The sequence below is a fragment of the Aminobacter sp. Y103A genome, from assembly GCF_030294925.1.
Classification (GTDB): Bacteria; Pseudomonadota; Alphaproteobacteria; order Rhizobiales; family Rhizobiaceae; genus Aminobacter; species Aminobacter ciceronei.
The window spans coordinates 59669-80166 of the sequence record NZ_AP017990.1 but is presented as its reverse complement, the minus strand read 5'-3'; the positions used below and the strand labels follow the sequence as shown (position 1 = coordinate 80166).

The following is a 20498-nucleotide window of genomic DNA, read 5'->3' as shown; positions in this document are numbered from 1 at the left end:
TTCGCAAACTATTTCCTAGGTAGCAACACTTTCGAAAAAATGGCCGCGCGGCCATCATTTGCGCAACTATCAGCCGATTCCGGCAACGCTGCAAGACATTTAAGGTTAACAATAGGTTAATGCGCTTTCGCCCAATCCAAACCAAACTCGGATTAATGGATCATTATCTTATAGTTAGCCTGACTCCCGTAGTTTGCGCCGGGTCGGAGGAAATGCACATCTGCACCTCTTATCAACATTATAGAACCCGGCTTTCGGCCGGCTTTCCGCAGCTATAGCGCCGATTCGGTAGAATCGCCGGGTGCAAATCTGCACATAGCCACACGCAGCACGAGATGATTTTCCTCCGCCTGACCAGTTCATGCGGAGATCACAATGCAGATTTTGAGCGTCTCGGCCGACCACTACGCAAGTAACCGCAACTACCTGGAACAAATGCACCGTCTTCGGGCCGCGGTGTTTGGCGGCCGCCTGGAGTGGGATATCACCGTTACCGAACAGGTGGAGCGGGATCAGTACGACGATCTCCGTCCGACCTACATCCTTGCGATCTCGGCCGACCAGAAGGTCGTCGCCTGCGCACGGCTGCTGCCCGCATCCGGCCCGACGATGCTGGAACGGACATTCCCGCAACTACTGGAGCGCGGCTCGCTCGATGCCCATGCAGCGGTGGTCGAGAGTTCACGTTTCTGCGTGGACACGTCGCAAGCCGCGGGGAGGGGAGGGAGCATTCATCAGGCGACGCTCGCCATGTTCGCCGGCATCATCGAATGGTCAATGACCAACGGCTACGCTGAGATCGTCACAGCCACCGATCTCCGCTTCGAGCGCATCCTGAAGCGCGCGGGATGGCCACTGAGGCGGCTTGGCGACCCGCTCGCGATCGGCAACACCGTCGCCGTCGCGGGCAGCCTGCCGGCCGATCGCGCCAGCTTCGAACAGGTGTGCCCGCAAGGTTACCGCTCGACCATCGAGCGCAATGGCGCTGGTCCTTTGAGGAGCGCGGCGTGACCCAGCTCCGTTCCCATCCCCGTCTCGTCCGCAAACTCCAGGACGCGCTCGGCGACCAGCTCTGCGTCGCACTCGACGATGCAACGGTGGTAGAGATCATGCTCAATCCCGATGGAAGGCTGTTCATCGAACGGCTGGGGCACGGCGTTGCCCCGGCTGGCGCGATGAGCGCCGCCACCGCCGAAGTCGTCATCGGCAGCGTCGCCCATGCGCTGCAGTCGGAAGCGGACGATGAGCAACCGATCATTTCCGGTGAACTTCCGATCGGCGGACATCGGTTCGAGGGCCTGCTTCCGCCGGTGGTATCGGCGCCTGCCTTCACGATCCGGAGACGGGCGTCGCGGCTGATCCCGCTCGATGACTATGTCAAAGCGAAGGTGATGACGGAGGCACAGGCCTCAGTGCTGCGAAGCGCGATCGCGTCGCGCATGAACATCGTCATTTCCGGTGGAACCGGATCCGGCAAGACGACGCTTGCAAATGCCGTCATCGCCGAGATCGTCGCGACGGCGCCGGAGGATCGCATGGTCATTCTGGAAGACACAGCAGAGATTCAGTGTGCGGCGGAAAACGCTGTGTGCCTGCATACCACCGACACGGCCGATATGGCTCGGCTCCTGAAGAGCACGATGCGTCTCAGACCTGACCGCATCATCGTCGGCGAGGTCCGCGACGGCGCCGCACTGACACTGCTCAAGGCATGGAACACCGGCCATCCGGGCGGCGTCACCACCATCCACTCCAACACGGCGATGTCGGCATTGCGCCGGCTGGAGCAACTGACGGCTGAAGCCACCCAGCAGCCCATGCAGGAAGTGATCGGCGAGGCGGTCGATCTCGTCGTTTCCATCGAACGCACGAGCAAGGGCAGGAGGGTCCGCGAGGTGATCCATGTCGAGGGGTTCAATAACGCACGCTACCGAACCGAACATTACGCCCAGATCGATGAGGACAGCCATGTCGCATAAGACAAAGATCACGCTCGCCTGCTTGGGCCTTGCCGCTATCTCTCTCGCCTTGGCAGAGCCGGCATTGGCTTCCTCGGGTGGCGGCGGCCTCCCATGGGAATCGCCGTTACAGCAGCTCCAGCAGTCCATCACCGGGCCTGTTGCCGGTTTCATCGCTTTGGCAGCTGTGGCAATCGCCGGCGCCATGCTCATCTTCGGCGGCGAGCTCAATGATTTCGCGAGAAGGCTTTGCTACGTCGCCCTTGTCGGCGGTGTTCTGCTGGGTGCCACACAGATCGTCGCCCTCTTCGGCGCGACCGGCGCCAGTATCGGCGAGGCCGAGGCGCAATCGGCGCCTCACATCACCGAGCCGACGGCAATGCTTCGCACGGAAGGGGAGGGGGCCCATGGCTGAGGCCGGCTCCAGCCTTTCCCGCTCGCGTGTGCACAGGGCGCTGTCGCGTCCGAATCTGCTGATGGGCGCCGATCGCGAGCTCGTGCTGCTCACGGCCCTCGCCGCCGTCATCCTGATCTTCGTGGTGCTGACCTGGTATGCAGCGCTGTTCGGCGTTGGCATCTGGCTGGTCGCGGTGGCGGCGCTGCGCATGATGGCGAAAGCCGATCCCCTGATGCGCCGGGTCTATATCCGCCACATCTCCTACAAGACATTCTACCGCGCCACGTCCTCACCGTGGCGCAGGTTTTGAGGGTTTTCGATGGTAGCCCTCAAGACCTTTCGCCATTCCGAGCCGTCCTTTGCCGATCTGGTGCCCTATGCCGGCCTGGTCGACAATGGTGTGATCCTGCTCAAGGACGGCTCGCTGATGGCCGGCTGGTATTTCGCGGGGCCGGACAGCGAGAGCTCAACCGACGCCGAGCGCAACGAAGTCTCGCGGCAGATCAACGCGATCCTGTCGCGGCTGGGCTCCGGCTGGATGATACAGGTCGAGGCTATCCGGGTACCGACAGGCGATTATCCGGCCGAGGATGATTGTCACTTCCCCGATCCGGTCACGCGGGCGATCGATGCCGAACGGCGAGCGCATTTCCAGAAGGAGAGAGGGCATTTCGAGAGCCGGCACGCACTGATCCTGACATGGCGGCCGCCGGAGCCGCGGCGCTCCGGCCTCACGCGCTATGTCTATTCGGATACTGCCAGCCGCTCCGCTAGCTATGCCGACAAAGCGCTGGAAACTTTCCTCACCTCGATCCGCGAGGTCGAGCAATATCTCGCGAACGTTGTGTCGATCCGCCGGATGATGACACGGGAGACGTCGGAGCGTGGTGGCTTTCGGGTTGCCCGTTATGACGAGCTCTTCCAGTTCATTCGCTTCTGCATCACCGGCGAGAACCATCCGGTGCGCCTGCCTGACATTCCCATGTATCTCGACTGGCTGGTGACGGCCGAGTTGCAGCATGGCCTGACGCCGCTGGTGGAGAATCGTTTTCTCGGTGTCGTGGCGATCGACGGCCTGCCGGCCGAGAGCTCGCCGGGTATCCTGAACAGCCTCGACCTCATGCCGCTCACCTATCGCTGGTCCTCGCGTTTCATCTTCTTCGATGCCGAAGAGGCGAGGGCGAAGCTCGAGCGTACCCGCAAGAAATGGCAGCAGAAAGTCAGGCCCTTCTTCGATCAGCTCTTTCAGACACAAAGCCGCTCAGTCGATCAGGACGCCATGATGATGGTTGCCGAGACCGAGGACGCGATCGCCGAAGCGTCGTCCCAACTCGTTGCCTATGGCTACTATACGCCTGTCATCGTGATTTTCGATGAGCAGCAGGCTCGCTGCCAAGAGAAGTGCGAGGCTGTTCGCCGGCTGATCCAGGCGGAAGGTTTCGGCGCACGGATCGAGACGCTGAATGCGACCGATGCCTTTCTCGGCAGCCTGCCGGGCGTTTCCTATGCCAATATTCGCGAACCGCTGATCAATACGCGTAATCTCGCCGATCTTATCCCTCTCAATAGCGTCTGGTCGGGGAGCCCGACGGCGCCTTGCCCGTTCTATCCGCCTGGCTCACCGCCGCTGATGCAGGTTGCCAGCGGCTCGACGCCGTTCCGGCTCAACCTGCACGTCGACGATGTCGGGCACACGCTGATCTTCGGGCCGACAGGTTCGGGTAAGTCGACCCTGCTGGCACTGGTCGCCGCGCAGTTCCGGCGCTACAGCCAAGCCCAGGTCTTCGCCTTCGACAAGGGTGGCTCGATGCTGCCGCTGACGCTCGGACTCAATGGCAATCACTACCAGATCGGCGGCGATATCGGTCCTTCGGCAGAAGGCGAGGTTAAGGCGCTGGCTTTCTGCCCGCTTGCCGAGCTTTCGACCGATGGCGACCGCGCCTGGGCGTCGGAGTGGATCGAGACCCTTGTGGCGCTGCAGGGTGTGACCATTACCCCGGACTATCGCAACGCCATCTCCCGGCAGATCGGGCTGATGGCGGAATCGCGTGGCCGCTCGCTCTCGGACTTCGTGTCGGGCGTGCAGATGCGCGAGATCAAGGACGCGCTGCACCACTACACCGTCGACGGAACAATGGGGCAACTGCTCGATGCCGAGGAGGACGGTCTGGCACTCAGCGCCTTTCAGTGCTTCGAGATCGAGGAACTGATGAACATGGGCGAGCGCAATCTCGTACCCGTCCTCACCTACCTCTTCCGTCGCATCGAAAAGCGCCTGACCGGCACACCCAGCCTGATCATTCTCGACGAGGCCTGGCTGATGCTCGGCCACCCGGTGTTTCGCGACAAGATCCGCGAATGGCTGAAGGTGTTGCGCAAGGCCAATTGTGCCGTTGTGCTCGCCACCCAGTCGATTTCGGACGCCGAACGCTCCGGCATCATCGACGTGCTGAAGGAATCCTGCCCGACAAAAATCTGCCTGCCCAACGGGGCCGCGCGGGAGCCGGGCACACGCGAGTTCTATGAGCGCATCGGCTTCAACGAGCGGCAGATCGAGATCGTCGCTACGGCGCTTCCGAAGCGCGAATACTACGTTGTCTCGCCCGACGGCCGCAGGCTCTTCGACATGGCACTCGGTCCCGTTGCGCTCTCCTTTGTCGGTGCGTCCGGCAAGGAAGATTTGAAGCGCATTCGCGCCCTGCATTCCGAACACGGGGCCGGCTGGCCTCTCCACTGGCTTCAGCAAAGGGGGATCGCCCATGCAGAAACACTCTTCCCGGCCCAGTAAGGTGGCGCGCGCCACCGTCATCGCGGCCGCCATGCTTTCCGCCGCTCTACCGCTTCCTGCTTATGCCGGAGGTGTCACCGGGCAGGCGACCGAGTGGACGCAGCTCGCCAACAATGCCGAACTCGTTTCGCTGGTCGGCAAGTCCGCGGAGCAGGTGAACAACCAGATTACCCAGATCTCCCAGCTTGCCGAGCAAATCCAGAACCAGCTCAACATCTACAACAATCTCCTGCAGAACACCGCGCAGCTGCCCAATCATATCTGGGGGCAGGTCGAAAGCGACCTGAAGAGCTTGCAGAACATCGTCGCACAGGGGCAAGGCGTCGCCTTCTCGATGGGCAATATCGACGACGTGCTGAAGCAGCGCTTCCAGAGTTTTTCCGAGATGAAGAGCAATCTGCCGGACGGGGCAAGCTTTTCCACGACCTATCAGAACTGGTCGGACACCAACCGCGACACGATCGCCGGAACACTGAAGGCGGCGAACCTGACGGCCGACCAGTTCTCGAGCGAGGAAAGCACCATGTCGTCGCTGCGCTCGATGTCGGAATCGGCTGACGGGCAAATGAAGGCGCTTCAGGTCGGGCATCAGATAGCGGCGCAGCAGGTTGCGCAGATGCAGAAGCTGCGGGGTCTCGTCTCCCAACAGATGACCATAATGGGCACGTGGTTCCAGTCCGAACAGGCGCAAAAGGATCTCGCGCAGGCCCGTCGCGAACAGTTCTTCAGCGCAACCGAACGTGACATCCGCAGCGGTCAGACGATGGAGCCCCGCTGGTGAGCCCGCGTCTGGTCATCATCCTCGCATTGGCGGGGATCGCCGCGCTCAGTGCCGGCGTCGTCACCTGGATCGTGGTCCAGCCGCGTCCGGCGCCCGTGTCCGGATCAGGCGCGGCCGCTACACAACCCGCTTCAGATACTGAACGCCTAGACCACCGGGAAAAATTCTTCAGTGGCGATCCGGACCGCAACGTCCGTGGCGGCCAGGAGATGAAGCCGCGATGGTGATCGTTCGTCCCTCCAGGAAGCTGGAGCTCGTGTTCATTTCGATCGGCCTCATCCTGTTGGCGGCGACGCCGGCGCTTGCCCAACAGGGTTCGGTCCTGACGACGCTCGAAAACTCCGTCGTCACGGCCGCGAAAGGCTGGGAGACAACGGTGATGAACGCGGCGCGTTCGCTGTTCTGGATCCTTGCCGGGATCGAGGTCGGGATCGCCGCCGTATGGCTGGCGATCAACGCCGCCTCGCTCGACAGCTGGTTCGCCGAGCTCGTCCGGCGGATCATGTTCATCGGCCTCTTTGCCTTCATCCTTCACCAGGGACCGTCCTTCGCCAAGGCCGTTGTCGATAGTCTCTATCAGATCGGCGCCGGCGGCGGCTCGGCATCACCCGCAAACATCTTCGACGCGGGCATCCGGATCGCGACCAAGATGTCGGAACAGGCGAAGTTCGGCTTATGGGAAGACAACGCGCTGGCGATCGCCGCGGTCTTCGCCATGGTCGTGGTCGTCGTCTCCTTCTCTTTGGTCGCCGCGATTTTCGTCGCCGTCATGGTCGAGATGTATGTCGGCCTGCTCGCCGGCATGATCATGCTCGGTCTCGGCGGCTCGTCCTTCACCAAGGATTTCGCGGTCAAATATCTGGTCTATGCTTTCTCCGTCGGCATGAAGCTGATGGCTCTGGTGATGGTCGCCAAGATCGGATCCGACATCCTACTGGGGCTAGCCGAGGCGCCGACGGCCACGTCCGAGCAGTTCATCACCACGCTTGCCATCGCCGGCATATCGGTTGTGGTCTTCGTCATCGCCATGTATGTGCCGCCGATCCTGCAGGGCGTGGTCCAGGGCGCTTCGATCGCCGGAGGCATGGAAGCGATCCGCCACGGCGGCCAGGCCGCGACATTCGCAGCGGGCGGCGCTTTCCTCGGTGCGAGCGCCGCAAGAAAAGGGGCTCAGACCGCTAGCTCGGCCAAGGCAGGGGGATCGTCGATGGCGGGCGCAGCGCTCCGCGGTATGGCGTCCGGTATTGGAAGCGCCGGATGGGCGGCCGGTTCTGCCGCGAAAGAGAAGGCCATTGCCTCACCCGGCGCCCACGCCGGATCCTTGCTCGGCCTAGCCAACGCCAAGCTCGAGCAGACGCGGCAATCGGGCCGGCCCACGCCGCCACCTCCGCCCCCACCCATCAGCGAAAACGAGTAGCCGGAGGCTGATCAACCATGGCCGGACGCAATCCGCCGAATAATCCCCATATCGCCAATCCCTATCTGGCGGCGCGCAACGAGTGGAACGAGCGTTATGGCTCCTATGTCAAGGCGGCCGCGGCATGGCGCATCGTCGGTGTCACCGGCATGGTCATAGCGGTGATCGGCTTCGGCTACGCGCTTTATCAAAGCACGCAGGTGAAGCTCGTTCCCTATATCGTCGAGGTCGACAAGCTCGGCACGGCCTCCAATGCCGGCTTCCCGCAGCAGATCGAATATGCCGACCCGCGTGTGGTGCGCGCCACGCTCGGCAGCTTCGTCTCGAATTTCCGGTCGGTGACGCCGGATGCGGTCGTGCAGAAGCAATATATCGACCGGACTTACGGCCTGCTCAGGACCTCGGATCCTGCGACCGAGAAGGTCAACGCATGGTTCCGTTCCAATTCGCCCTTCGAGAAGGCGAAGACCGCCACGGTTGCGGTCGAGGTCAACAACATCGTCGCGCTGTCGAACCAGTCCTATCAGGTCGACTGGACCGAGTTCGAGCGCGATCGCCGCGGGAAGGAGACGGCCACCCGCCGTTTCCGCGGCATCGCCACCGTAACCCTCACGCCGCCGCAGGACGAGGGTGTCATACGCCTTAACCCCATCGGTCTTTATCTTCGCGACTTCGACTGGACAGCGCAGCTTTGAAAGGCATGGCCCCAAACATGAATATCCGACTTGTGAACTATTCGGCCATGCTGACTGCGGGCGCCATCATATCAGCGGCGCTGGCGCTCTCCGCCCTTGCGCCTCTCGAAGTCTTTGCGGCCGATGGCATGACCGCCACCGAGGCGAAGGGTATGGGGATTTCCACCCAGTGGCGCGGATCGCGAGGCCTGGTCACCAAGGGAGCGGACGGGAAGGTGATCTTTCTCTATGGCGAGGTTCAGCCCTCGGTCGTCTGCTCGCCGCTTCAGGTTTGCGACATCGAGCTCCAGGGTGGTGAGGTGGTTCGCGACGTGCTGGTTGGCGACACGGTGCGGTGGAAAGTCGAACCCGCCACCTCAGGAGCGGCAGGCGGACAGGCGATCCACCTGATCGTCAAGCCGTCTGAGCCTGGTCTCGTCACCTCGATGGTAGTGACGACGTCGCGACGGACCTATCATATCCAGCTCAAGTCGCATTCCACGCAATATATGGCCCGCGTCGGCTTCGAGTATCCGGAAGATGTGTCGGCCAAGCTCGCCGACATCAATGCCCGGCTCGAGGCGAGCATCATCCCCGGCGCCGGCGTTCCGGCCGAGCAGCTGAACTTCTCCTATTCGGTGTCAGGCAGAGCCGGCTGGCGGCCGACACGGGTCTATTCGGACGGGCAAAAGACCTACATCCAGTTCCCGCGCTCGATCTCCGGCCAGGATGCGCCGGTGCTGTTCGTGACGTCCGGCGGACAGAAGCGGATCGTCAACTACCGGATGAAGAACGACATGATGGTGGTCGATTATCACATCGATCGCGCGGTGCTGGTCTCGGGCGTCGGATGGAAACAGGAAAAGGTGACGATCAGAAGGGGAGGGCGGTGATGCGATCCTTTCCCGACAATCTCCTCTTGCGCCCCATCCGCGCTATTGCCACAGCCTTCGCCCTCACCATCCTCCTTTCCGGATGCCAGTCGTTGGGGACTGACGGTCTCGTCGCTAGCGCCGCGCCGCCGGATATCTCCGGCCCGGCTGCAAGCGCCATTGCGGGCGACATGGTCAGCCGCCTTGCCGAACAGATCGGACCCGGCAAGGCGACGGTCGCGCTAAAGGCGGATGTGTCGCCTTTCGGCCAGGCGCTCGAAGCAGCACTCAAGGGATGGGGTTATGCCGTCGTTACCGACCAGAAGACGGACGACGGAACGAAGGTCATCCCGCTCGCCTATGTGATCGTGCCCTTCGACGGACAAGTGCTGGCTCGCCTTTCGACTGACAGCGTCGAACTGGGTCGAGCTTATGCCGTGACTGCCAGCGGTGCTGCGCCGGCAAGCGCGCTTTCGCTGATGCGACGTGGCTGAAGGCAAGCATCATGGTACAATCCTTGCAACTTGGTGGCGGTGCGAATGACGAAGCGGAATCCGGCATCAAGCGGATTAATCGCCTCCCAATCATCGCGGTGATCGTGTTGGTCATCGCCTTCCTTGCCGTCATTTTCTATGGGCTCACATCGCGCGGGCTCTATTTCGGCAAGGACACCGGCCCGGAAACGAGTGCGGGTGATCCGGCATCGACCTTCGCCGACCAGATCAAGCGCGGGGTGACGGACGGCATTATCGGCGAGCCGCAGCAGCAGACGACGTTCCAGCCGACACCTGTCGAGAGAAAACAGGCCGAGGAAAAGGCGAACAATCCCTTCACGCCGCAGCCGGGACAAAATCAGGAACAGCAGCGCGGGCAGGAGTTGGAAAACGAAGCGGTCTGGCGTGCCCGTCTCGAGCGCGAACAGCAGGAACAGTATCTGCGCGAGCGGCATCGCCATCGGATGGCCCGTGTGCAGGCGAATGACGCGGCCTATGACGCACCGATCGCCATCGACCACAGCAAGCTGGAGGCGAGGGCAGACGAGACCACCGCTGCAAGAACGACGACCAACACTGTGTCATCGACAACCGCTGGCGCCAACTCTGATCTTTATGCCGCCGCGTTGCGGGCCGGTCTCGGCGGGCAGAATGTCGATCCGAACGGGCAGAGTCCCAAAGAGCACTTCTTTAACGCCGATCTCAAGGAGGTCGGCTACCTGCCGAACCGCGTCGTACCGCAGCAGTCACCCTTTGAGCTGAAACGCGGTTCGGTCATTCCGGCGACGTTGATCACTGGCATCAATTCGGACCTGCCCGGCCGCATCACCGCGCATGTCAGCCAGAACGTCTATGACAGTGCAACAGGACATCGCCTCCTCATTCCGCAGGGTACGAAGCTCTTCGGACGCTACGACAGCAAGGTATCGTTCGGGCAGAGCCGCCTTCTCGTCGTCTGGACGGATATCATTTTCCCGAACGGCTCCACGCTGCAGATTGGCGGCATGGCGGGAGCGGATGCACAAGGCTTTGGCGGTTTCCACGACAAGGAGAATAACCACTATTGGCGGACATTTGGTTCGGCGGCGCTGATCGCGCTGATTGGAACGGGGATCGACACATCCTTGCCGGAAAGCTCGACGCTTGCCACGCAGGACACGGCATCGGATGCGGCAAGGCGAAATTTCGCGGAAAGCTTTGGCCGCGTCGCGGAACAAACCATCAGCCGGAACCTCAATGTCCAGCCGACCCTCGAAATTCGGCCGGGATATAAGTTCAACATTCTCGTTGATCAGGACATTGTATTTCCGGGTGCATACCGTGACTAAATCTGAGATCCAGCGATTGAGGTATAATTGGGCTGCCACATCCGCTCAACGCGAAGAAGCCGTCAAACCGCGTCCCAAAGCCTTTTGATAGTCTGCTTTGGACAGCTTTGCGCGCTCATTTCGCACGTAGACCTTATCTAAATGTGGTCGGGAATTCTGATCATGAGTCGCGTGCATCGCAGCTCGGTATCTACAATGTCGCTCCTGCCGTAACGCTTCTAGGCGACACCACCTATTCACGGCCTTCCTGGACGCCGAAGTCGGGATCCCGCCAATATTCACCTCAACCTGCCCGATTATTTCAGCTTCGCCGGAGGCGCCATGATTGAGCTTCTGTTAAAAACTGGAGGAACAATGGGTCTCAGGTCATTGGGCCCGCGAACATCCAGGCGATCGGCCGTGCCGCCGTCGGCACGGTCCGGCAGCAGCCCGCCATGACGCTCTGCGATATGCAGCACGATGGCGCCTGATTCGAAGAGCGCGAAATCGCCGTCCTCATAGATGGGATTTGCTCGAAGGGCTGGAGCGCGCGGTGTTAGCGCCTTGAAGGAGACGATGCGCACGTCGTAGCGCTCCTCTTTCAGCGCCAAGCGGACGCGCATGTCGCGCGCAAGGCCCCGCCCGCGGTCCGGCAGCTTTCGAAGGCGGTCATGGTCATGGGAGCCTCCGGCGTTTCTTCGTCTTGAAGACGTTTATCGTCCGCGATTCCGACAGGCTTCGCTTGAGATCGACCCGACCGGCGATTTAAACCTGGGTTCAGGAGATGAAGGCGTATACGACGCCTCGACCGGCAGACCGCCATGCCGCATGTTCTATTGAAGATGTTCGATGGACGCACGCAATAGCAGAAGCAGGCTCTGGCCGCGGCGCTGACGCGGGCCGTGACGGACACGTTCGGCTGCGGCGAGGACCTCATCTCCGTGGCCATCGCGGATTTTGCCAATGCGGTCTGAATTGAGAGGTCTACGGGCCGGATATCCGCGAACGAGCGGACACGATCTACAGGAAGCCGCGCTACAGCCCCGAAGATGGCTGAGGCATCGCCCGCACTCCGGAAATGCAAGGCCCCGTCCGGTTGAACGGGGCCTTGCGGCATGTTGCTCAGGGCGCCGCCTGGCCCTCGTTGCCAGCGGCCGGCTTGAGCAGCAGCGCCTTCTGCCGGCGCGAGAGGGCGAGCGGCAGCGCGGCGACCGCGAGTGCCATGATCCACAGGATGATCGAGATCGTGCTGTGGAAGAGGATCGACGGATCGCCGCCGCTGATCGCCAGCGCGTTGCGCAGGTTCACCTCCATCACCTTGCCGAGCACGAAGCCGAGGATGATCGGCGCCATGTCGAAGCCCGCCTTGCGCAGCATCCAGCCGGCGAAACCGATGCCGAGCATCAGGAAGATCGAGAAGACCGAGGCGTGGGTGGAGTAGACGCCGATGACCGAGAGCACGAGGATGCCGGGCACCAGCAGCCAGTTCGGCACCGTCAGCACGCGGGCGAAGATGCTGACCAGCGGCAGGTTGAGGGCGAGCAGGATGAAGTTGCCGACGAAGAGCGAGGCGATGAGGCCACCGACCACTTCCGGCCGCTCGACGAGCAGCATCGGGCCCGGCTGGATGTTGTAGAGCATCAGTGCGCCGAGCATGACGGCGGTCGTTCCCGAGCCGGGCACGCCGAGCGTCAGCATGGGCACGAAGGCACCCGCCGCCGTCGCATTGTTGGCCGCTTCCGGAGAGGCAAGGCCCCGCACGTCGCCCTTGCCGAAGGTGCCGTCGCGGTCGGAAAGCCGCTTTTCCGTCGTGTAGGAGACGGCGCTGGAAACGGAGGCGCCGGTCCCTGGCAGCACGCCGACGACAAAGCCGATCAGCGAGCCGCGCAGGGTCGCGCCCATGCTCTTGACGACATCGCTCATGCGCGCCGTCATGCGGCCGAGCTCGCGGATCACCGTGACGCCCTGTCCCTGCTGCTCGAGGATGATCATCGCCTCGGAGACCGAGAAGAGGCCGATGACCAGCACGACGAATTCGATGCCGTCGCCGAGTTCCGGTTCGTTGAAGGTGAAACGGTAGGCGCCGGAGGTGGCGTCCAGGCCGACCGTGGCCAGCATCAGGCCGAGCGTGCAGCCGATCAGCGTCTTCACCGGCTGGCTGCCGACCATCGAGCCGAGCGTCGCGAAGGCGAAGACCATCAGCACGAAGTACTCCGCGGGGCCGAAGCCGATGGCAAGGCCGGACAGAACCGGCGCGAAGAAGGCCAGGCCGGTGACGCCGAGGATGCCGCCGACGAAGGAGGCGATGCCGGAGAGCGCGAGCGCTTCGCCGGCGCGGCCCTGCCGGGCCATCGGATAGCCGTCCATCGCGGTCATCACCGCGCCGGCATCGCCCGGCACGTTGAGCAGGATCGAGGAGATGCGCCCGCCATATTCGGCGCCGCAATAGACGGCGGCGAGCAGGATCATCGTGCTCTCGGCGGGCAGGCCCATCGTGTAGGCGATGGGCATCAGCAGCGCGATGCCGTTGATCGGCCCGATGGCGGGCAGTGCGCCGACGAGGGTGCCGATGAAACAGCCGATAAAGCCGATCAGCAGGTTCTGATAGGTCAGCGCGACGCCAAAGCCCTGCCAGAGATAGTCGAGGTTCATGGGGATGACCTTTCAAGTCGGGGCTGGCGATCAGCCGAAGAGGGCGCCGGCCGGCAAGTAGACCTGGAGCAGATAGGCGAAGACGGTCCACCAGAGCGCCGTCTGCAGCACGGCGCCGATCAGGGCGTGTTTCACCGGCGCGCCGAAGACGAGGGCGGCACCGAAGGTGAGAAGGAACGTCGCGCCGGCGAAGCCGAGCGGTTCGAACAGCGCGATGGAAACGACGAGGATCGCCGGAATGGCGAGGACGCGCAGCAGCGCCCGTCCCGTCGGGATCGCCTCCACCCTGCCGGGCCAGACGAGATAGAGCAGGCTCAGCCCGCCGAGCACGACGGCCAGCATGACCGGGAAGGCGCGGGGGCCGAGCGGATCGGACGAGAAGGCATATTCGATCGTCGCACCGCCGATCCCGTAGGCGATGGCGACGGCCAGGAGGACGAGGGCGGCCGCGCGGCCAACCCGCCGGTTTTCGACCATGTGGGACATCTGTTTCTCCGCTTTGCTGGTGGGACGCCGTTGGACCGGCAGGCCGTCCCCGCCGCGGATTGCGAACGGGGACGGCCGCGCCGCATCACATGCCGGCTTCCTTGGCGAGGACCTTGAAGCGCTCGACGTCCTGCTTCACACGGGCGTCAAAGGCGGCGCCGATCAGGGTGAATTCGAAGAGGCCGCGGGCATCGCGTTCCTTGGCGAATTCCGGCGTCTTGGCCATCGCCTCGAAGGCCTTCACCCACCAGTCGTAATCGGCGTCGGAGACGTCCTTGCCGACATAGTAGCCGCGCCAGACCGGCCAATCGATGTCGAAGCCCTGCTCGCGGGCGGTCGGCACCTCGGCGAGGTCGCCCGTCAGTCGCTCCGGCGCCATGACGGCGAGGATGCGCACCTTGCCGGCGACATGGTGCTTGACCATTTCGGCCGCATCGCCCGAACCGACTTTCACATGTCCGCCTTCGAGCGCCGTCAGCACCGCGCCGCCGCCTTCGAGCGCGACATAGCGCATGGTCTTCGGATCCTGGCTGGCGGCTTTCGCGATCAGCGAGCCCTTCATCCAGTCCTGCGAGCCGACGGCGCCGCCGCCGGCGACGGCGAAGCCGGACGGGTCCGCTTTGTAGGCCTCCACCAGTTCCTTCAGCGTCTTGTAGGGGGAATCGGCGGCGACGACGATCACGCCGTAGTCCGCGCCGAGCGCGCCGAGCCAGCGCACGGCGTTTTCGTCCGGCTGGCCGAACTTGCCCTGGGCGATCAGGAGGGCCGAACCGGTCGAGGCGGCGGAAATGAGGTTGCCGTCCTTGCCGCGCTTGCCGACGACGTGGTTGTAGGCGACGGCGCCGACGCCGCCTTCCATGTAGGTCACGGCCATGGGCGTGGAGATCTGCTTGGTCTCCAGCAGCGCGTTGGCGGCAAGGCGGCAGGTAAGGTCGAAGCCGCCGCCCGGCTTGGCGCCGGCAAGGCATTCCGGCTTGGCCGGTTCCGCCATGGCGGAGGCCATTGCGGCAAGGCTGGCGAACGCGGCGCCGGCAAGGAGCTTCGAGGTGAATCTGATCATGGTCTGCGTCTCCCTTTGGTCGTTGGCCGGGGAGATTGCGAGAAGCCGAACGGGTTCACGCCCGCGGTCGTCGCGGCGTGTCGTCCATCGGTTCCAGGCACTCCTCCGGGCAGCCGACACACTCTCTCCCGTCGGCTGACGATCCTTCCTAGACCGCCATCCTGTCACAACGCTGTCACGCTGCCGGCTTGATCGGCGCCCTGGCGGCGTGCCACGCTCACGCGTATGCGTATCCTCCTCGTGGAAGACACCGACGATGTCGGCGAAGCGATCACCCGCCGCTTCGAAACAATCGGGCACAGCGTCGACTGGCAGGTCGACGGGCTGGCGGCCTCCGAGATTCTGGATTTCACGGTCTACGACCTGGTGATCCTCGACGTGATGCTGCCCGGCCTCGACGGCTTCGAGATCCTGCGCCGGCTGCGCCTGCAGAAGAACCCGGTGCCGGTGCTCGTGCTGACGGCCCGCTCGGAAATCGACGACCGGGTGAGCGCGCTCGACCTGGGCGCAGACGACTATCTCGTCAAGCCGTTCGATTTCCGCGAGCTGGAAGCCCGGGCCCGCGTGCTCATGCGCCGGCGCTCCGGCGGCGAGCCGACCAACATCATCACCTGCGGTGACGTCGCGCTCGACCGGACGAACCGCAACGTGCGTATCGGCAACCGTGAAATCCAGCTCAAGCGCCGGGAGATGAGCCTGCTTGAAATCCTCGCCTCGCGCCCCGGCCGCGTCTTCAGCAAGCAGGAACTGCTCGACCATCTCTTCGGTTTCGACGAGGCGCCGGACCAGAATGCGATAGAACTCTACGTTGCAAGGCTGCGCAAGAAGCTGGAAGGCGCGACCAGCCAGATCGTCACCGTTCGCGGCCTCGGATACAAGCTGGTGGCGGGGTCATGAAAACCGAAACGTCGCTCTTTTCTCGCCTCTTCCTGCGGGTGGCGTTGGTGCTGTTCCTCGGCGCGGCCGGCATCGTCACGGCCGCCTGGTTCTATGCCAAGGCCGCGGCGGACGAGGCTTTCGACCGCCTTCTCCAGGGCGCGGCCTTCCAGATCGCCGAGAACATGTCGGTGGAGGAGGGGGCGCTGGCGATCAACATGCCGTCCTCGGCCTTCGAGCTGCTCGGCCTCGCCACCCGCGACCGGATCTTTTATCGCGTCGTCGGAACGGATGGGAAGACCTTGACCGGTTACGAGGATCTGCAATCTCCGATAGAGTTGTCCGAGAGCCGGCGGGCGCCCGTCTTCGTCTCGACCCGCTACGGAAATTCGGATGTGCGCATGGCGATCGGCGCCCGAGCGGTGTCCGATCCCTCGCTGAACGGCTGGGTCTACATCATCATCGCGCAGACGACGGAGGCGCGCCGGGCGCTCGCCTCGGAGCTGACGGGACGGGCGGTGATCCTCGTCGGCGTCATGGCCTGCGCCACGCTCTTCGCAGCCGCGCTGGCGCTGCGCCTGTCGCTGCGGCCGGTGGTCGATCTCTCGCGCGTCCTGCGTGACCGCGAGCCGCAGGACCTGACGCCGCTCGCCGTGGACGTGCCGCGTGAACTCTCGCCCTTCGTCGGCTCCATCAACTACTTCATGCGGCGGCTGGACGAGCGCATGCGCCTCCTGCAGCGCTTCATCGGCGACAGCGCCCATCAGATCCGCACGCCGCTGACCGCGCTGCTCTCCCAGCTCAGCCTCGTCGATGACAGGGGACTGTCGGAGGAGGGGCGCCACCATCTCCGGCGCGTGCGGGCGCGGGTCGAGGAACTGTCCCACCTCACCAACCAGCTGCTCGGCCATGCGATGGTCATCCACCGGTTCGATTCCGAGAAGCTGGCGCCCGTCGACATGCGCGACGTGGCGCGCCGGGCCTTCAGGCGCGCGGTGCCGATCAGCCTCGATCCGGACATCGTCGTCGCCTTCGAGGCGCCGGAACAGCCCGTCACGGTGCTCGGCGATGCGCTGAGCCTGCGCGAAGCCATGGTCAATGTCATCGACAACGCGCTGCGCCACGGCGCCGTCGCCCGCCTCGATGTCCGCATTGTCGTCGATGGCACGCGGGGCCTTTTCGAGGTCGAGGACGACGGTCCCGGCATACCCCCGGCGCGATGGCCGGACGTCACAAGGCGCTTTGCCTCCACGCGCGCGGAGCGCCACGTTTCCGGCCTCGGCTTCGCCATTGCCTCCGAGGTGGCGAACCTGCTCGGCGGCACGCTCTCGTTCCGCGAGCCGGCCGCCGGCCGCGGTTTCACCACCGTGATCGACCTGCCCCTTCACCCGGAAACCAAGCCATGATGCACCCGACCCTGCGAGTGGCCCTGCTGGCCCTGTCCCTGCTCCTGCCGACGCTGGCGAAGGCCGTGGAGGGCGACCGGCAGGTGTTTCCCGCGAAGACGGAAAAGGTGCGTCTCGTCATCCACGGCGCGACGGATATCGAGGCCATGCAGCCGCTGCTCGAGGATTTCCAGCAGGTGCGGCCGGACGTGACGCTGGAATATGTCGACTACCTCACCAACACGCTGTTCCGCGAGGCGGCGGAGGCCTGCGCCTCCGGCACGCCCACGGCGGACCTGCTGCTCTCCTCGTCCGTGGACCAGCTGGTGCGGCTGGCGAACGACGGCTGCGCCGTCGCGCACCCGACCACGGAGCGGGTGCCCGACTGGGCGAACTGGCGCGAGGAGGTCTACGGATTCAGCTTCGAACCGGCGGTCATGGTCTATGACGAGCGCCGCGTGCCGCCGGAAGACGTGCCGCGCAGCCATAACGACCTTGCCGAACTCTTGCGCCAGAAGCACGAGACCTACCGTGGGCGGGTCGGCACCTATGACGTGCGCGCATCCGGCATCGGCTACCTGCTCGCCTTCAACGATTCCCGCGTGGCGCCGACCACCTATGGCCGCCTGCTGGAAAGCTTCGGCCGCGCCGAGACGGTGACGCGCTGCTGCAACAACGAGGTGCTGAACGAGCTGCGCCGCGGCAACATCTCCATCGCCTACAACGTGCTCGGTTCCTATGCCTATGCCGCGCATCTGCGCGATCCGCACCTGCGCCTCGTCCTGCCGCGCGACTACACGCTGATCCTGTCCCGCGGCGCCCTCATTCCGTCCACGTCACGGCAGAAGGCGGCCGCCGGCGCCTTCCTTGACTACCTGCTCTCCGAGCGCGGCCAGCGCAAGGCGCGGGATGCGTCCTTCTATTTCAGCGCCGGCGGCCCGCTGCCGCTCGGCGTCGATGGGCCGGCCTCGCTGGTCGATACGGGCATCGGCCGCCCCATCCGCATCGGCCCCGCCCTGCTCGCCGCACAGGACCAGGCACAACACAAGCGCTTCACTGAAGAGTGGAGCGCGGTCATGGATGGGGAAGGGCCGTGAACAGCCACGTCGACGATCTTGTAGGTTGCCACTCAAGGGCTGTCCCTCCACCACCGGCGCCGCAGTGTGCGAAGATGTTGATGCCTTACATCAGCAACAAAGGAAGAGGGATCCATTGAGGTAGTTGGCATCGTGGGTGTCGAGCCTGCAAGGCAGGTTTTCCAGGTTCACTGTGCAGCAGCGGATGGCCGGGTTTTCTTTCGTAAGAAGCTCTCACGCCTTCAGTTTCCAAAATTCATGGCAACAGTGCTCCCTTGCGTAGTTGCCATGGAGGCTTGCGGTACAGCCCCATTGTTTGGGGGCGCCAATTGGCAGGGATCGACTATGACATTCGGCTGATCCCGCCGATTCATGTAAGAGCTTTTGTCAAGCGCCAGAAGAACAATGCTACCGATGCTGAGGCTGTTTTAGAAGCTGCGATGCGGACGACCATGCGGATGGTCGCTGTGAAAACATCAAATCAACAAGCTCGGACAATGCTATTCCGAACTCGCGATCTTCTTGTCGGCCAACGAAACGCAGATGGTGAACGCTTTGCGCGGACACCTAGCGGAACATGGTGTCATTGTTGGCAAATGACTGGGGAATATCGAGCGCTTTTCCACCCTAGTCAAATCGAAAAGTCTGACCGAGCTGGTAGAGAGAATGAGCCGACTCCACCTTAGCCAGTTCGCCCAAAGCCAGATCGCCCAATTGCACGAAGAAATTAATCAGATCGATCGTAGCCTCGCCACAGAGGTGAGGCATCGGGCCGATTTGCGTCATGGCAATCACGGCCTCGTGCCGCCGATGGAGGAATTCCGGAGCGGTCGCGATTTGGCTGCCTAGCATGGCCTTGTCCCCCGACAGCCGAGGCTTGATAAATCAGTTCCTACGTCATCGACTTCGAGTTCATCACAAAAGCTCTATGCGCTGCCACTGCGAGAGGTCTTGCGACATCAGCGGTTCGAAAGATGCTATTGGTTCGCTCTTCGCAGCACGGCATTCAGCAATACGTTGACACCGGGTAGTGTGCGATCGAGCTCGACATCTTCTGCCTCGTTGTGGCTGATGCCATCCCGGCAGGGCGTGAATATCATGGCCGTCGGCGCAATTTTCGAGAGGTGATAGGCATCATGCCCCGCGGCGCTCAAAAGATGCTTGTGAGATACATTCAGGTCGGCGGCCACGCTTCTAACGAGATTAATCAGAGCCGTGTCGAAGGCGATATCGCCGAACGACCATTGCTTGACAATCTCCGCCCGAACATTGGCGCGCTGGGCGCAGCTTGAGATGGCGGCATTGACGCCGTCGAACATCTCTTGGGACTGCGCGGCATTGGGATGGCGCACATCGACTGTGACCTCAGCCTCATCGGCAATGATCCCGTAGCGATTGGGGGATATTTCCACTCGCGTGCAGGTCGCCCGGCCCTTCGGTTCGAATTCCCAGCCGATCTCGTTCACACGGTTGACAAGAGTTGCCAGGCCGACGAGGGCGTCCTTCCGAGCGCGCATCGGCGTCGGGCCGGAATGGGCATTCTCACCGTGGAACCGCACCTGTGTTCCGAATGACGTGAAGCCGCCCGTGACGATGCCGACGCTCAAGCCCTCTTCATCGAGGATCGGTCCCTGCTCGATATGCAATTCGAAATATGAATCGATGTCGACTGGATCACGTCGCGTCTCGCCGGCATATCCGATGCGTTTCAGTTCCTCGCCGAAGACTGCGCCGTCTTCAGCCTGTTGGGCCAAGACAAATTCAATATCATGAATGCCGGCAAATGCGCCGGCGCCCATCATTGGAGGCTGAAACCGCACGCCTTCCTCGTTCGTCCAGCAGACGACTTCGATCGGCCTGATCGTATCGATAGCCCGGTCGTTCAGCGTGCGGATCACTTCTAGACCCGCGAGAACACCCAGGATACCGTCGAACCGGCCGCCTCGAATCTGGGTGTCGAGATGGCTGCCAATCATCACCGGTTTTGCCGTCTTGTCGGTGCCCTGCCGTCGGGCGAAAATGTTTCCAACTTGGTCGACTGTCATCGACAGTCCCGCCTCCGTGCACCAACGGACGAAGAGGTCGCGCATATCGCGATCGGCATCGGTCAAAGCCATTCGGCACAGGCCACCCTTTGAGGTCGCGCCAATCTCGGCGGAAGCCATCAGGGTCTCCCATAATCTCGAACCGTCGACTTCAAGCGTGTTTGTCATTGCAATTCCCTCAGATCATCCGGTCGCAGCGCACATGCCGCAGCATGAGGGATAAAGCAGCG

At 63.1% G+C, this 20498-nt stretch carries 21 protein-coding genes; 15 read left to right on the top strand and 6 right to left on the bottom strand.

From position 1 onward, the window contains the following. Positions 1-375 precede the first annotated feature (375 nt). The 12 genes from traI to trbI are packed head-to-tail and all read left to right on the top strand — an operon-like array spanning position 376 to position 10709. Positions 376-1011, top strand: a complete 636-nt coding sequence (gene traI, locus Amn_RS32555) for an acyl-homoserine-lactone synthase (protein ID WP_286300060.1) — start codon at positions 376-378, stop codon at positions 1009-1011. After that, entirely contained in the window at positions 1008-1979 is a 972-nt protein-coding gene (trbB, locus tag Amn_RS32550; protein WP_286300054.1) for a P-type conjugative transfer ATPase TrbB, read from the top strand. Before traI ends, trbB begins: the two co-directional genes overlap by 4 nt. Further along, on the top strand, positions 1969-2373 hold the full coding sequence (gene trbC, locus Amn_RS32545) for a conjugal transfer pilin TrbC (RefSeq protein WP_286300052.1): 405 nt from the start codon (positions 1969-1971) through the stop codon (positions 2371-2373). The genes trbB and trbC overlap by 11 nt, the downstream gene beginning before the upstream one ends. Beyond that, positions 2366-2665, top strand: coding sequence for a conjugal transfer protein TrbD (locus tag Amn_RS32540; protein ID WP_286300050.1), 300 nt, complete (start codon positions 2366-2368; stop codon positions 2663-2665). Before trbC ends, Amn_RS32540 begins: the two co-directional genes overlap by 8 nt. A gap of 9 nt (positions 2666-2674) precedes the next feature. After that, entirely contained in the window at positions 2675-5143 is a 2469-nt protein-coding gene (locus tag Amn_RS32535) for a conjugal transfer protein TrbE (protein WP_286300047.1), read from the top strand. Continuing rightward, positions 5115-5924 (top strand): P-type conjugative transfer protein TrbJ, encoded by an 810-nt coding sequence (trbJ, locus tag Amn_RS32530; protein WP_286300044.1) that lies wholly within the window; start codon positions 5115-5117, stop codon positions 5922-5924. Before Amn_RS32535 ends, trbJ begins: the two co-directional genes overlap by 29 nt. Next, positions 5921-6151 (top strand): entry exclusion protein TrbK, encoded by a 231-nt coding sequence (gene trbK, locus Amn_RS32525; protein WP_286300041.1) that lies wholly within the window; start codon positions 5921-5923, stop codon positions 6149-6151. Before trbJ ends, trbK begins: the two co-directional genes overlap by 4 nt. After that, a complete protein-coding gene (gene trbL, locus Amn_RS32520; protein WP_286300035.1) occupies positions 6145-7341 on the top strand; it encodes a P-type conjugative transfer protein TrbL in 1197 nt (398 codons plus the stop codon). Before trbK ends, trbL begins: the two co-directional genes overlap by 7 nt. A gap of 17 nt (positions 7342-7358) precedes the next feature. Next, positions 7359-8036 (top strand): conjugal transfer protein TrbF, encoded by a 678-nt coding sequence (locus Amn_RS32515; protein ID WP_286300032.1) that lies wholly within the window; start codon positions 7359-7361, stop codon positions 8034-8036. 17 nt (positions 8037-8053) lie between these two features. Next, entirely contained in the window at positions 8054-8908 is an 855-nt protein-coding gene (trbG, locus tag Amn_RS32510) for a P-type conjugative transfer protein TrbG (protein WP_286300028.1), read from the top strand. Then, entirely contained in the window at positions 8908-9381 is a 474-nt protein-coding gene (gene trbH, locus Amn_RS32505; RefSeq protein ID WP_286300025.1) for a conjugal transfer protein TrbH, read from the top strand. Before trbG ends, trbH begins: the two co-directional genes overlap by 1 nt. 11 nt (positions 9382-9392) lie before the next feature. Beyond that, positions 9393-10709 carry an IncP-type conjugal transfer protein TrbI gene (trbI, locus tag Amn_RS32500; RefSeq protein ID WP_286300022.1) on the top strand — a complete coding sequence of 439 codons (1317 nt, stop codon included), beginning with the start codon at positions 9393-9395 and terminating at the stop codon, positions 10707-10709. 296 nt (positions 10710-11005) lie between these two features. Here trbI and Amn_RS32495 read toward each other — a convergent pair whose 3' ends face one another. From Amn_RS32495 to Amn_RS32480, 4 genes are all read right to left on the bottom strand, one after another. After that, positions 11006-11299, bottom strand: coding sequence for a thioredoxin domain-containing protein (locus Amn_RS32495; RefSeq protein WP_502874789.1), 294 nt, complete (start codon positions 11297-11299; stop codon positions 11006-11008). A gap of 511 nt (positions 11300-11810) precedes the next feature. Next, a complete protein-coding gene (locus tag Amn_RS32490; RefSeq protein WP_286300021.1) occupies positions 11811-13340 on the bottom strand; it encodes a tripartite tricarboxylate transporter permease in 1530 nt (509 codons plus the stop codon). Positions 13341-13370: 30 nt separating this feature from the next. After that, positions 13371-13826 carry a tripartite tricarboxylate transporter TctB family protein gene (locus Amn_RS32485; protein WP_286300019.1) on the bottom strand — a complete coding sequence of 152 codons (456 nt, stop codon included), beginning with the start codon at positions 13824-13826 and terminating at the stop codon, positions 13371-13373. Between the two features lie 85 nt (positions 13827-13911). Further along, the gene (locus tag Amn_RS32480) at positions 13912-14886 is read right to left on the bottom strand and encodes a Bug family tripartite tricarboxylate transporter substrate binding protein (RefSeq protein WP_286300017.1); all 975 of its coding nucleotides are present in this window, start codon (positions 14884-14886) and stop codon (positions 13912-13914) included. A 225-nt stretch (positions 14887-15111) separates the two neighbouring features. Here Amn_RS32480 and Amn_RS32475 point away from each other — a divergent pair, with 225 nt between their 5' ends. The 3 genes from Amn_RS32475 to Amn_RS32465 are packed head-to-tail and all read left to right on the top strand — an operon-like array spanning position 15112 to position 18244. Continuing rightward, positions 15112-15783: a response regulator transcription factor gene (locus tag Amn_RS32475; protein WP_286300015.1), complete on the top strand. Its 672-nt coding sequence runs from the start codon at positions 15112-15114 to the stop codon at positions 15781-15783. 47 nt (positions 15784-15830) lie between these two features. Then, the gene (locus tag Amn_RS32470; RefSeq protein WP_286300013.1) at positions 15831-17168 is read left to right on the top strand and encodes a sensor histidine kinase; all 1338 of its coding nucleotides are present in this window, start codon (positions 15831-15833) and stop codon (positions 17166-17168) included. Further along, a complete protein-coding gene (locus Amn_RS32465; protein ID WP_286300012.1) occupies positions 17165-18244 on the top strand; it encodes an ABC transporter substrate-binding protein in 1080 nt (359 codons plus the stop codon). The genes Amn_RS32470 and Amn_RS32465 overlap by 4 nt, the downstream gene beginning before the upstream one ends. A gap of 606 nt (positions 18245-18850) precedes the next feature. Here Amn_RS32465 and Amn_RS32460 read toward each other — a convergent pair. Both Amn_RS32460 and Amn_RS32455 read right to left on the bottom strand, forming a co-directional pair. After that, positions 18851-19075, bottom strand: coding sequence for a hypothetical protein (locus Amn_RS32460; protein ID WP_286300010.1), 225 nt, complete (start codon positions 19073-19075; stop codon positions 18851-18853). A 125-nt stretch (positions 19076-19200) separates the two neighbouring features. Continuing rightward, positions 19201-20442 carry a Zn-dependent hydrolase gene (locus Amn_RS32455; RefSeq protein ID WP_502874790.1) on the bottom strand — a complete coding sequence of 414 codons (1242 nt, stop codon included), beginning with the start codon at positions 20440-20442 and terminating at the stop codon, positions 19201-19203. Between the last annotated feature and the right edge of the window lie 56 nt (positions 20443-20498).

Coding starts and splice junctions, on each gene's coding strand:
- traI (WP_286300060.1), top strand. CDS start 376: ATGCAGATTTTGAGCGTCTCGGCCGACCACTACGCAAGTAACCGCAAC.
- trbC (WP_286300052.1), top strand. CDS start 1,969: ATGTCGCATAAGACAAAGATCACGCTCGCCTGCTTGGGCCTTGCCGCT.
- Amn_RS32540 (WP_286300050.1), top strand. CDS start 2,366: ATGGCTGAGGCCGGCTCCAGCCTTTCCCGCTCGCGTGTGCACAGGGCG.
- Amn_RS32535 (WP_286300047.1), top strand. CDS start 2,675: ATGGTAGCCCTCAAGACCTTTCGCCATTCCGAGCCGTCCTTTGCCGAT.
- trbJ (WP_286300044.1), top strand. CDS start 5,115: ATGCAGAAACACTCTTCCCGGCCCAGTAAGGTGGCGCGCGCCACCGTC.
- trbL (WP_286300035.1), top strand. CDS start 6,145: ATGGTGATCGTTCGTCCCTCCAGGAAGCTGGAGCTCGTGTTCATTTCG.
- Amn_RS32515 (WP_286300032.1), top strand. CDS start 7,359: ATGGCCGGACGCAATCCGCCGAATAATCCCCATATCGCCAATCCCTAT.
- trbG (WP_286300028.1), top strand. CDS start 8,054: ATGAATATCCGACTTGTGAACTATTCGGCCATGCTGACTGCGGGCGCC.
- trbH (WP_286300025.1), top strand. CDS start 8,908: ATGCGATCCTTTCCCGACAATCTCCTCTTGCGCCCCATCCGCGCTATT.
- trbI (WP_286300022.1), top strand. CDS start 9,393: ATGGTACAATCCTTGCAACTTGGTGGCGGTGCGAATGACGAAGCGGAA.
- Amn_RS32490 (WP_286300021.1), bottom strand. CDS start 13,340: ATGAACCTCGACTATCTCTGGCAGGGCTTTGGCGTCGCGCTGACCTAT.
- Amn_RS32485 (WP_286300019.1), bottom strand. CDS start 13,826: ATGTCCCACATGGTCGAAAACCGGCGGGTTGGCCGCGCGGCCGCCCTC.
- Amn_RS32480 (WP_286300017.1), bottom strand. CDS start 14,886: ATGATCAGATTCACCTCGAAGCTCCTTGCCGGCGCCGCGTTCGCCAGC.
- Amn_RS32475 (WP_286300015.1), top strand. CDS start 15,112: ATGCGTATCCTCCTCGTGGAAGACACCGACGATGTCGGCGAAGCGATC.
- Amn_RS32465 (WP_286300012.1), top strand. CDS start 17,165: ATGATGCACCCGACCCTGCGAGTGGCCCTGCTGGCCCTGTCCCTGCTC.
- Amn_RS32460 (WP_286300010.1), bottom strand. CDS start 19,075: ATGCTAGGCAGCCAAATCGCGACCGCTCCGGAATTCCTCCATCGGCGG.